Raw genomic sequence first — 11,268 nt, forward strand, 5'->3', positions numbered from 1 at the left:
CGCGATCAACACCGGCGCGGTCGGCCGTGGCGACAGCGTGGCGGTGCTCGGCTGCGGAGGTGTCGGTGACGCGGCCATCGCCGGCGCCCGGCTCGCGGGAGCGCGCACGATCATCGCCGTCGACCTCGACCCCGCCAAGCTGGACTGGGCGGAACGGTTCGGGGCCACGCACACCGTCGACGCCCGCGAACAGGACGTCGTGGAGGCGATCCGCGAGCTCACCGACGGCAACGGCGCCGACGTCGTGATCGACGCGGTCGGCCGCCCCGAGACGTTCCGCCAGGCCTTCTACGCGCGCGACCACGCCGGCACCACCGTGCTGGTGGGGGTGCCGACCCCGGACATGACGCTCGAACTGCCGTTGATCGACGTGTTCTCCCGCGGCGGCGCGGTGAAGTCCTCCTGGTACGGAGACTGCCTGCCCAGCAGGGACTTCCCGATGCTCATCGACCTCTACCTGCAGGGCAGGCTGGACCTCGGCGCGTTCGTGACGGAGACGATCGGACTCGAAGACGTCGAGCGCGCGTTCGACGACATGCACCACGGCCGCGTGCTGCGTTCGGTGGTCGTCCTGTGAGCCCCCGCGTCGTGCTCATCGGAGCCGGCATCGTCGGGTGCGCGCTGGCCGACGAGCTGACCGCGCGCGGGTGGACCGACGTCACCGTCCTCGAACAGGGCCCGCTGTTCGCGACGGGCGGGTCGAGCTCGCACGCACCGGGCCTGGTCTTCCAGACCACCGGCTGCAGAACGATGACCTCGTTCGCCAAGTACACCGTGGAGAAGTACACAGCGCTGACGCTGGACGGCAAGTGGTGCTTCCAACAGCTCGGCGGGCTCGAGGTCGCCACCACCCCGGAACGCTGGACGGACCTCAAGCGCCGGCAAGGCTGGGCGACGTCGTGGGGCGTGGAGAGTTTCCTGCGCGACCCCGGGGAGTGCGCCGAGCTGCACCCGTTGCTCGACCCGGACAAGATCCTCGGTGGCTTCCACATCCCGACCGACGGCCTCGCCAAGCCGTTGCGCGCGGCCGAGGCGCAGGCCAGGCGCGCGATGGAGCGGGGAGCGAAGTTCCTGGCGCACCACAAGGTCACGGGCATCGAACGCACCGGCCGCCGCGTGCGGGCCGTCGTCACCGAGCACGACACGTTCGCCGCCGACATCGTCGTGTCCTGCGTCGGCATGTGGGGCCCGCGGATCGGGCGGATGGTCGACCTCGACATCCCGCTGGTCCCCATGGCGCACCAGTACGCGAAGACCACCCCGTTGCCGGTGCTCAAGGGCGTCAACGACGACCTGTCCGAGATGTCCAAGCCGTTGTTGCGCCACCAGGACGCCGACCTCTACTTCCGCGAGCACGTCGACCGCATCGGCATCGGCGCGTACGGCCACCGGCCGATGCCGATCTCGGCGGACGACATCCTCGATCCCGGCGTGGCCCCGACCATGCCGTCGGAGATCGCGTTCACCCCCGAGGACTTCGAGACGTCCTGGGACGCCGCCGTCGACCTGCTGCCGGTTCTCGGCGACGCCAAGGTCGAGGAGGGCGTGAACGGCCTGTTCTCCTTCACACCGGACGGCAACCCGTTGCTCGGCGAGCACCCCGGCCTCGACGGCTTCTGGGTGGCAGAAGCCGTGTGGATCACGCACTCCGCCGGAGTCGCGAAGGCGATGGCCGAGTGGATGATCGACGGCCAGCCGACCGTCGACCTGCACGGCTGCGACCTCAACCGGTTCGAGGACGTGCAGCGCTCGCCCGGCTACGTGCGCGAACGCAGCTGTCAGAGCTTCGTCGAGGTCTACGACATCCTGCACCCGTTGCAGCCCGCCGAGCGGCCACGGCCGTTGCGCACCAGCCCGTTCCACGAGCGCCAGAAGGAACTCGGAGCGGTGTTCCTGGAGGCCTCCGGCTGGGAGCGGCCGCACTGGTACGAGGCCAACGCGGACCTGCCCGAGGTGGCGGAGATCCCGGGGCGCAACGAGTGGTCGTCGCGGTTCTGGTCGCCGATCGCCGGCGCCGAGGCGCTCGTCGCCCGCAAGCGGGTCGCGATGTTCGACATGACCCCGTTGAAGCGCCTGGAGGTCAGCGGCCCCGAGGCGTTGACGTTCCTGCAGACCATGACCACCAATCAGCTCGACCGCAAGCCGGGGGCGGTCGTCTACACGTTGCTGCTCAACGAGGACGGGGGAGTCCGCAGCGACCTCACGATCGCCCGGCTCGGCGAGAACCGCTTCCAGGTCGGAGCGAACGGCCCGCTCGACCTCGACTGGCTGCGCAGGCACCTGCCACCGAACGGCGGCGTGCACATCGCCGACATCACCCCTGGCACGTGCTGCATCGGCCTGTGGGGACCTGCCGCCAGGAAGCTCCTGCAACCGTTGACGCGCGAGGACTTCTCCCACGAGGCCATGGGCTACTTCAAGGCGAAGGAGGTCTTCATCGGTGACGTGCCGGTCACCGCGATGCGCCTGTCTTACGTCGGTGAGCTGGGTTGGGAGCTCTACACCACGGCCGACCTGGGCCGCCGCCTGTGGGACACGCTGTGGGAGGCCGGTCAGGAACACGGCGTCATCGCCGCCGGCCGCAGCGCCTTCACCAGCATGCGGTTGGAAAAGGGCTACCGCTCGTGGGGTGCCGACGTCACCGCCGAGCACGACCCGTTCGAAGCGGGGCTGGGCTTCGCGGTCCGCATGAACAAGGGCTACTTCCACGGCCGCAAGGCTTTGGAGGGCCGTTCCGAGGACACGGTCACGCGCAAGCTCACCTGCCTGACGATCGACGACGCCCACCAGGTCGTCATGGGCTCCGAGCCGGTGTTCGCCGGCGGGGTGCCGGTCGGGTACGTCACCAGTGCGGCGCGCGGGTACTCGATCGGCAAGAACATCGCCTACGCCTGGTTGCCGGCTTCCGTTGCTGTGCCCGGAACTCAGGTCGAGATCGAGTACTTCGGCGAGCGTGTCCAAGCGGTCGTGGCGGTGGAACCGCTGTTCGACCCCGAGATGAAGCGGATCCGGTCATGACCCACACCGAACTGCCGTCGAGCCTCATCCCGACCCTGCCCGGCCACACCTACACCGACCCGGCGGTCTTCGAGCTCGAGCAGGAGAAGATCTTCGAGCAGATGTGGTTCTGCGCGGTCCGCAGCGCCGATCTGCCGGACGCCGGCAACTTCAGGACCGTCCAGATCGGACGCGAGAGCGTGCTCGTCACCCGGTCCAGGGACGGATCGCTGCGCGCGTTCCTCAACATCTGCCGGCACCGCGGCGCACGGCTGTGCGTCGAGGAGACCGGCACGGTGAAGCGCAACTTCCAGTGCCCGTACCACGCCTGGACCTACGGGCTCGACGGCAAGCTGGTGGCCGCGCCGAACCTGACCTCGATGCCGGACGTCGACCGCACCGAGTACGGGCTGAAGCCCGTCCACCTCCGCGAGTGGCTCGGCTACGCGTGGCTCTGTCTCGCTGCGGACCCGCCGTCGTTCGAGGAGACCGTCCAGCGAGATGTCAGGGAGCGGCTCGGCAACCTCGACGCCATCGGCAACTACCAGGTGAGCGAGCTCGACCTGGGCAGGCGGATCACCTACGACGTCAAGGCCAACTGGAAGCTCATCATCGAGAACTTCATGGAGTGCTACCACTGCGCGACGATCCACCCCGAGCTCACCGAGGTGCTGCCCGAGTTCGCGGACGGGTACGCGGCGCAGTACTACGTCGGTCACGGCGCGGTGTTCGGTGACGAGATCAAGGGCTTCACCATCGACGGCAGCGAGGGCTTCGACCGTCTGTCCGGAGTGGACTCCGACCAGGACCGCCGGTACTACGCGATCACGGTGCGGCCGCAGGTCTTCATCAACCTCGTGCCCGACCACGTGATCGTGCACCGGATGTTCCCGATGGCCGCCGACCGCACGATCGTCGAGTGCGACTGGCTCTACGCCAAGGACGTCGTCGCGACCGGGAAGGACGTCTCGCGGTCTGTCGAGCTCTTCCACCGCGTCAACGAGCAGGACTTCGACGCGTGTGAACGGTGCCAGCCCGCGATGTCGTCGAGGGCGTACCGCGACGGGGGTGTGCTGGTTCCCTCCGAGCACCACATCGGAGAGTTCCACCAGTGGGTCCAGGAAACGCTGACCAGGGGGAACAACGAGCAAGCCACACCAACCAAGAGGTGGTAACGCCATGCCCGAACTGAAATCCCTTCCCACCACGAAGACAGGCACGGATCGGTTAGTGTTCGTCCTGTCCGCGGCCGTCGCCACGGCGTTCCTCGCCTGGGGCGTGTTCGGCACCGCAAGCCTCGGCAGCGTCTCCTCGGCGGTGCTCGGCTGGCTGATCCGCTACACCGGCTGGGCGTTCCTCACTGCCGCCACCGGCTTCGTGCTCTTCGCCGTGTGGCTGGCCTTCAGCCGCTACGGGAGGATCCCGCTCGGCAAGGACGGCGAACGGCCGGAGTTCCGGACCGTCTCGTGGGTCGCGATGATGTTCAGCGCGGGCATGGGCATCGGGCTGATGTTCTACGGCGTCGCGGAGCCGTTGTCCCACTTCGTGAAGCCACCACCCGGCACCGTGGAGGGCGGCACGGACGCGGCGGTCGAGACCGCGATGGCGACCTCGTTGTTCCACTGGGCGATCCACCCCTGGTCGATCTACGCGGTCGTGGGACTCGCGATCGCCTACGGCACGTTCCGCCGCGGGCGCAAGCAACTCATCAGCGCCGCGTTCGCCCCGCTGTTCGGTTCCCGCGTGTCGGAGGGACCGCTCGGCCGGCTGATCGACATCCTGGCGATCTTCGCGACCCTGTTCGGGTCCGCCGCGTCGCTCGGCCTCGGTGCGCTGCAGATCGGCAGCGGGTTGAAGGCGGGCGGTTTCGTGTCGGAGAACCCCGGCGTCGGCGTGCTCATCGGTGTCATCGCCGTGCTGACCGTCGCGTTCGTCGCCTCGGCTGTTTCCGGTGTGGCCAAGGGAATCCAGTGGCTGTCGAACATCAACATGGTCCTCGCGACCGTGCTGGCGGTCTTCGTGTTCGTCGTCGGGCCGACGATCCTCATCCTCAACCTGGTGCCCGCGGCGATCGGTGACTACTTCCGCGAGATGGGCGAGATGATCTCCCGTTCCGGCGCCTCCGGTGGCGAGGCGATGGAGAGCTGGCTGTCGTCGTGGACGATCTTCTACTGGGCGTGGTGGATCTCGTGGACCCCGTTCGTCGGGATGTTCATCGCCCGCATCAGCCGCGGCCGGACGATCAAGCAGTTCGTCAGCGGGGTCATCCTCGTCCCGTCCGTGGTGAGCCTGATCTGGTTCACGATCATGGGCGGCACGGCGATCACGGTGCAGCGCGGTGGCACGGACCTGGCCGGAGCGGCCAACCCCGAGTCGCAGCTGTTCGGCGTGCTCGACCAGTTCCCGCTGGCGGCGGTCGCCGGTGTGGTCGTGATGGTCCTCGTGGCGATCTTCTTCGTCTCCGGTGCCGACGCCGCGTCACTGGTGATGGGCACGCTGTCGCAGCGCGGCGCCATCGAACCGCATCGCAGGCTGGTGGTGTTCTGGGGCGTGGCCACGGGTGGTGTGGCAGCGGTGATGCTGCTGGTCGGTGGTGGCGGCGCGACAGCGCTGACCGGCCTGCAGAACCTCACGATCATCGCCGCGGCACCGTTCGCGCTCGTCATGGTCGTGCTGTGCGTGGCGCTGGCCAAGGACCTGCGCAGCGACCCGATGGTCCTGCGTGAGAAGCACTGCGCCGAGATCGTCGAGCAGGCAGTGGCCGCGGGCAACGAGGAGTACGACGGCGACTTCCGTCTCCAGACCGCGCCTGTCAAGGCAGGCGGCAACGGTCAGGTCATATCAACGCCCGAATCGCCCGCTCAAACCCGATGACGTGCTGCGCCGCGAGCTCGCCCGCCTTCTTGCCGTCGCGCTCGATGATGGCGGTCAGGAGTGGCACGTGCTCGTCGACGTGACCGGCCATTCCGGACAGTCGTGGCAGGAACACGCACCAGATGCGCGTGGCCAGGTTGTCGTAGGAGATCAGGGTGTTCTCGAGGAACGGGTTGTGCACGCACCGGTAGATCGCGCGGTGCACACCGACGTCGTCGCGGAGCAGTGCGGTGTTGTCGCCCGGCCGGGCGGCGGTCTCCAGCTGGGACCGCAGCTCGGTCAGGGCGGCCCTGTCGTCCGCCGTGGCCCTCTCGGCCGCGGCGGACGCGGCGAGCGGCTCCAGGGTCCTGCGGACCTCGGAGATGTGCGAGAGGTCGGAGATGTTCACGTCGGTGGCGAACGTGCCGCGGCGCGGGTAGGCGACGACGAGCCGTTCTTGCTCCAGCCGTTTCAACGCCTCGCGGATCGGGGTGCGGCCGACGCCGAGCTCGGTGCGCAGTCTCTCCTCGTTGATCGGTTCGCCCGGCTTGATCTCCAGCATCACCAGGCGATCGCGCAGCACGGCGTACGCCTGCTCCGTCATCGAGGAGGCCGCGGGCTCGTCGTTGACCCGAGTGTTCATGTGACCTACGGTACTGCACAGACTGATATACCAGTAGTCGACCAGGCGATCTCGCTGGAGGCGTCGCAATGACCAGCCCGGCTCAGCCACCCGGAGCACACCTGCCAGAGCATCCGGACTTCCTGTGGGAGAACCCGGAACCGAAGGCCTCCTACGACGTCGTGATCGTCGGTGGCGGCGGGCACGGCCTGGCCACCGCCTACTACCTCGCCAAGGTCCACGGCATCACGAACGTGGCGGTGCTGGAAAAGGGCTGGCTGGCCGGCGGCAACATGGCCCGCAACACCACGATCATCCGGTCCAACTACCTGTGGGACGAGAGCTCCGGCATCTACGAGCACTCGCTGAAGCTCTGGGAAGGGCTCGAGGAAGACCTCGGCTACCCGATCCTGTTCGACCAGCGCGGCGTGCTGAACCTGGCCCACAGCCTGCAGGACGTGCGCGACAGCGTGCGGAGGGTCAACGCCAACCGGCTCAACGGCATCGACGCGGAGTGGGTGGATCCCGCCGGGGTCAAGGAGATCTGCCCGATCGTCAACGTCTCGCAGGACGTGCGTTATCCGGTGCTGGGGGCGACCTACCAGCCACGGGCGGGCATCGCGAAGCACGATTACGTGGCCTGGGGCTACGCACGGGCCGCGCACGCGATGGGCGTCGACCTGATCCAGAACTGCGAAGTCACCGGTCTTGAGACGACTCAAGGCCGAATCACCGCGGTCGAGACCTCCCGCGGCCGCATCGCCGCCGGTCGCGTCGCCTTGTGCGCTGCGGGCCACAGCTCGGTGCTCGCCGCGATGGTCGGCCTGCGGCTCCCACTCGCCTCGCACCCGTTGCAGGCGCTGGTCTCCGAACTGCTCGAACCCGTGCACCCGACCGTGGTGATGTCCAACGCGGTGCACGTCTACGTCTCCCAGGCGCACAAGGGAGAACTGGTGATGGGCGCCGGGATCGACAGCTACAACGGCTACGGCCAGCGCGGCTCGTTCCACATCATCGAACAGCAGATGTCGGCGGCGCTGGAGCTGTTCCCGGTCTTCGCGCGTGCCCACCTGTTGCGGACGTGGGCGGGCATCGTCGACGTGAGCCCGGACGCCTCGCCGATCGTCGGCCTCACCCCGGTCGGCGGGCTGTACCTCAACTGCGGCTGGGGGACCGGCGGGTTCAAGGCCACGCCCGGTGTCGGTGACTGCTTCGCGCACACCATCGCCCACGACAAGCCGCACCCGTTCAACGAGCCGTTCACCCTCGAGCGCTTCACCACCGGCGCGCTCGTCGACGAGCACGGCGCCGCCGCCGTGGCCCACTAGTAGGAGCTGACGATGCAACTCATCCCGTGTCCGTGGTGCGGGCCGCGCGAGGAAGCGGAGTTCCACTACGGCGGCCAGGCCCACGTCGCGTACCCCGAGGACCCGTCCGCGCTGACCGACGAGGAATGGGCGCAGTACGTGTTCTTCCGTGACAACCCGAGCGGCCCGTTCGCCGAGCGCTGGAGCCACAGCGCCGGATGCCGGCGGTGGTTCAACGCCGTGCGCGACACCCGCACCCACGACCTGCTCGCCGTCTACCGCGCGGGCGAGCCGATGCCGGAGGTGGCCTCGTGAACTTCCGCAAGCCCACCGGTGGCGCGATCGACCGGAACACCCTGCTGCGCTTCACCTTCAACGGCCAGAACCTGACCGGACACCCCGGTGACACGCTCGCGTCGGCCCTGCTCGCCAACGGCGTGCACGAGGTCGGCACCAGCGTGAAGCTCGGCCGGCCGCGAGGCGTCGTCGCGGCGGGATCCGAGGACCCGACGTCGTTGGTCCAGATCGAAGCGCCGTTCCCCGAACCGATGCTGCTCGCTACCACCGTCGAGCTCTACGACGGCCTGGTGGCGCGCGGTCTCGCGGGCCAGGGACGGTTGGCGGCTGAACCGGACCCCGCGCGCTACGACGCCAAGCACGAGCACTGCGACGTGCTGGTCGTGGGCGCGGGACCCGCTGGTCTGGTCGCCGCCCTGACCGCTGCCCGCAGTGGCGCGCGCGTTGTCCTGGTCGATGAGCAGAACCAGGCCGGCGGTGCGTTGCTCGGCGTCGACGAATACCTCGACGACCGGCCGTCCGCGGAGTGGGTCGCCGACATCGTCGCGGAACTCAAGAGCACGCCGGGTGTACTGGTTCTGCAGCGCACGACGGCGTTCGGCATGTACCAGGACGGGTTCGTGCTCGCCCTGCAGAAGCGCACCGATCACCTCGGGTTCGCGGCACCGGCTTCTGTTGCGCGTCAGCGGGTCTGGCGGATCAGGACCAAGCAGACCGTGCTCGCCACCGGTGCCCATGAACGGCCCGTGGTGTTCGCGAACAACGACCGTCCCGGAATCATGCTGGCGTCGGCCGCTCGTACTTTCCTGCACCGTTACGGCGTGCTGCCCGGCTCGCGGGCCGTCGTGTTCACCACCAACGACAGCGCCTACTGCGCGGCGATCGACCTCGCGGAGTCCGGAGTGGACATTCCGCTGATCGTCGACGCTCGCCACGAAGCTCCTTTGAGGCTGGCCACCGAGTGCGCGGCACGCGGCATCGAGGTGCGTGCGGGACACGTGGTGAGCGGCACAGAGGGGACTGGTCGCGTGACCGATGCGCACGTGGCCCCGCTCGACGGTGTGGCCGGCCACCGCGACACGGTCGTGTGCGACACGGTGCTGGTGTCGGGTGGCTGGAACCCGGTGGTGAGCCTGTTCAGCCAGGCCCGCGGAAAGCTGCGCTACGAAGCCGAACTGGGTGCGTTCGTGCCGGGCGAGGAGCTGGAGACGGTCCGGGTCGCGGGCTCCGCGACCGGTGAACTGGACCTGACGGCGTGCGTTCGGCAGGGACGGAACGCCGGTGCTTCGGCTGCGATCTCCGCCGGGTTCACGCCGCGCGGTCAGGTGCCGCTGCCGGTGTCCGACTCGCGGTGCACTCAGCGGTCCGGTCTCGTCCTCTGGCGCGTGCCCGGTGACGAGGACGCCAGTTTCGTTGATCTGCAACGGGATTCGACGGTCGCCGACGTCCTGCGGGCCACCGGCGCCGGACTGCGGTCGTTGGAGCACATCAAGCGCTACACGACCATCGGCACCGCCCACGACCAGGGTAAGACGTCCGGCATGATCGCGGCGGGCATCGTCGCCGAGGCACTCGGTGTCGAGCTCGCGGACCAGCGGCCCACGACGTTCCGCCCGCCCTACACCTCGGTGTCGTTCGCCGCGCTGGCCGGACGGGACCGCGGCGAGCTGCACGACCCGGTGCGCGTCACGGCGATCCACCCGTGGCACGTCGCGCACGGTGCGTTGTTCGAGAACGTCGGGCAGTGGAAGCGGCCCTGGTACTACCCGCGGCCCGGCGAGGACCTGCACACGGCCGTGCTGCGGGAATGCCGCGCCGCACGCGAAGGCGTCGCGATGATGGACGGCTCGACGCTGGGCAAGATCGACGTGCAGGGCGAGGACGCCGGGAAGTTCCTGGACATGCTCTACACCAACATGATGAGCACGCTGAAGGTCGGCCGGATCCGCTACGGCGTCATGTGCGGCGTCGACGGGATGGTGATCGACGACGGCACCGTGATCAGGGTGGGCGAGAAGCGGTACCTGATCACCACGACCACCGGCAACGCCGCGAAGATCCTCGACTGGATGGAGGAGTGGCTGCAGACGGAGTGGCCGCACCTCGACGTGCACTGCACCTCGGTCACCGAGCACTGGGCCACGATCCCGTTGGTAGGCCCCAAATCGCGGGACGTGCTCGGCTCTGTCGCCCCTGATCTCGACGTCAGCAACGAGGCGTTCGAGTTCATGACGTGGCACGACACGGTAGTGGCGGGCGTTCCCGCGCGGGTGTGCCGCATCAGCTTCTCCGGTGAGCTGGCCTACGAGATCAACGTGACCGCCTGGCACGGCCTCGCCGTGTGGGAGGCGCTCATGGCGGCGGGTTCGGCGCACGGGATCACGGCGTACGGCACCGAGACCATGCACGTGCTGCGGGCGGAGAAGGGCTATCCGATCATCGGCCAGGAGACCGATGCCACGGTCACTCCGCAGGACCTGGGCATGTCGTGGGCCGTGTCGAAGAAAAAGCCCGACTTCATCGGCAAGCGCTCGTTCGCCCGCGCTGAGAACGGCCGCACGGACCGCAAGCAGCTGGTCGGGCTCTTGCCCGTGGATCCGGCCGTGCTGCTGCCGGAGGGTTCACAGATCGTCGAGACCGACCGTCTGCCAGAGCCACCCGTGCGGATGCTCGGCCACGTCACGTCCAGCTACCCGAGCGCGGCACTGGGCCGCACGTTCGCGCTCGCCCTCGTGCGGTCGGGACATGAACGCATCGGCGAGACCCTGTACGTGCCCGTCGAGGACTCGCTCGTGCCCGTCACCGTGACCGATTCCGTGCTGTACGACAAGGAAGGAGCCCGTCGTGACGGCTGACCTGACCAGTCCGCTGGCCGCCTGGACCGACCGGCTGGCTGCCCTCGCACCCGCGTTGACGGTGTCGGAGCGGCCGTACCGCTCTCAGCTCACCGTGCGCGTGTCGGACCCCGACGCCGTCGCGGCGATGGGTTCGGCGCTGGGAGTCGTGTTCCCGTCGGTTCCCTGCACCTTCACCGCGGGATCCGGCCGGTTCGGTGACGTCGAAGTGCTGTGGCTGGGACCGGACGAGTTCCTCGTGGTCGCGGACAAGGCCCAGTACAAGGCCCTGCAGGCGACCGGTCTGCCGATCAAGTACGTCGGCGACTTCGAGCAGCAGCTCAAGAGCCTGGGCAAG

Annotated in this window: 8 protein-coding genes and 1 pseudogene; 8 read left to right on the forward strand and 1 reads right to left on the reverse strand. The window is 68.7% G+C overall.

Annotated features, from left to right (window positions below):
- The 4 genes from FXN61_RS41175 to FXN61_RS41190 form a co-directional block, all read left to right on the forward strand.
- Positions 1 to 577 (forward strand): zinc-binding dehydrogenase (locus tag FXN61_RS41175; protein ID WP_167979285.1); only part of this gene is annotated, 577 nt, incomplete at its 5' end.
- Positions 574 to 3,018, forward strand: a complete 2,445-nt coding sequence (locus FXN61_RS41180) for a GcvT family protein (protein ID WP_167979286.1) — start codon at positions 574 to 576, stop codon at positions 3,016 to 3,018. The genes FXN61_RS41175 and FXN61_RS41180, both read left to right, overlap by 4 nt.
- Entirely contained in the window at positions 3,015 to 4,172 is a 1,158-nt protein-coding gene (locus tag FXN61_RS41185) for an aromatic ring-hydroxylating oxygenase subunit alpha (protein WP_167979287.1), read from the forward strand. Before FXN61_RS41180 ends, FXN61_RS41185 begins: the two co-directional genes overlap by 4 nt.
- Before the next feature lie 4 nt (positions 4,173 to 4,176).
- Positions 4,177 to 5,871 (forward strand): BCCT family transporter, encoded by a 1,695-nt coding sequence (locus FXN61_RS41190; protein ID WP_167979288.1) that lies wholly within the window; start codon positions 4,177 to 4,179, stop codon positions 5,869 to 5,871.
- Here the strand turns inward: FXN61_RS41190 and FXN61_RS41195 are convergent.
- The gene (locus tag FXN61_RS41195) at positions 5,834 to 6,493 is read right to left on the reverse strand and encodes a GntR family transcriptional regulator (protein WP_167979289.1); all 660 of its coding nucleotides are present in this window, start codon (positions 6,491 to 6,493) and stop codon (positions 5,834 to 5,836) included. The genes FXN61_RS41190 and FXN61_RS41195 overlap by 38 nt on opposite strands.
- Positions 6,494 to 6,561: 68 nt before the next feature.
- On the opposite strand from FXN61_RS41195, the gene FXN61_RS41200 reads away from it, so the two are divergent.
- The 4 genes and pseudogenes from FXN61_RS41200 to FXN61_RS41215 all read left to right on the forward strand — a co-directional run.
- The gene (locus FXN61_RS41200) at positions 6,562 to 7,800 is read left to right on the forward strand and encodes a sarcosine oxidase subunit beta family protein (protein ID WP_167979290.1); all 1,239 of its coding nucleotides are present in this window, start codon (positions 6,562 to 6,564) and stop codon (positions 7,798 to 7,800) included.
- Between the two features lie 12 nt (positions 7,801 to 7,812).
- Entirely contained in the window at positions 7,813 to 8,094 is a 282-nt protein-coding gene (locus tag FXN61_RS41205) for a sarcosine oxidase subunit delta (RefSeq protein ID WP_167979291.1), read from the forward strand.
- Entirely contained in the window at positions 8,091 to 10,931 is a 2,841-nt protein-coding gene (locus FXN61_RS41210; protein ID WP_312878400.1) for a 2Fe-2S iron-sulfur cluster-binding protein, read from the forward strand. The genes FXN61_RS41205 and FXN61_RS41210 overlap by 4 nt, the downstream gene beginning before the upstream one ends.
- A pseudogene (locus tag FXN61_RS41215) lies at positions 10,921 to 11,268 on the forward strand (hypothetical protein); the annotation flags it as partial. The gene FXN61_RS41210 and the pseudogene FXN61_RS41215, both read left to right, overlap by 11 nt.

The sequence above is a fragment of the Lentzea indica genome (assembly GCF_012184385.1).
In the GTDB taxonomy this organism is placed as follows: Bacteria; Actinomycetota; Actinomycetes; order Mycobacteriales; family Pseudonocardiaceae; genus Lentzea; species Lentzea indica.

What these genes read in the sequence shown, in the direction of transcription:
- FXN61_RS41185 (WP_167979287.1), top strand. Translation starts at nt 3,015, where the DNA reads ATGACCCACACCGAACTGCCGTCGAGCCTCATCCCGACCCTGCCCGGC.
- FXN61_RS41190 (WP_167979288.1), top strand. Translation starts at nt 4,177, where the DNA reads ATGCCCGAACTGAAATCCCTTCCCACCACGAAGACAGGCACGGATCGG.
- FXN61_RS41195 (WP_167979289.1), bottom strand. Translation starts at nt 6,493, where the DNA reads ATGAACACTCGGGTCAACGACGAGCCCGCGGCCTCCTCGATGACGGAG.
- FXN61_RS41200 (WP_167979290.1), top strand. Translation starts at nt 6,562, where the DNA reads ATGACCAGCCCGGCTCAGCCACCCGGAGCACACCTGCCAGAGCATCCG.
- FXN61_RS41205 (WP_167979291.1), top strand. Translation starts at nt 7,813, where the DNA reads ATGCAACTCATCCCGTGTCCGTGGTGCGGGCCGCGCGAGGAAGCGGAG.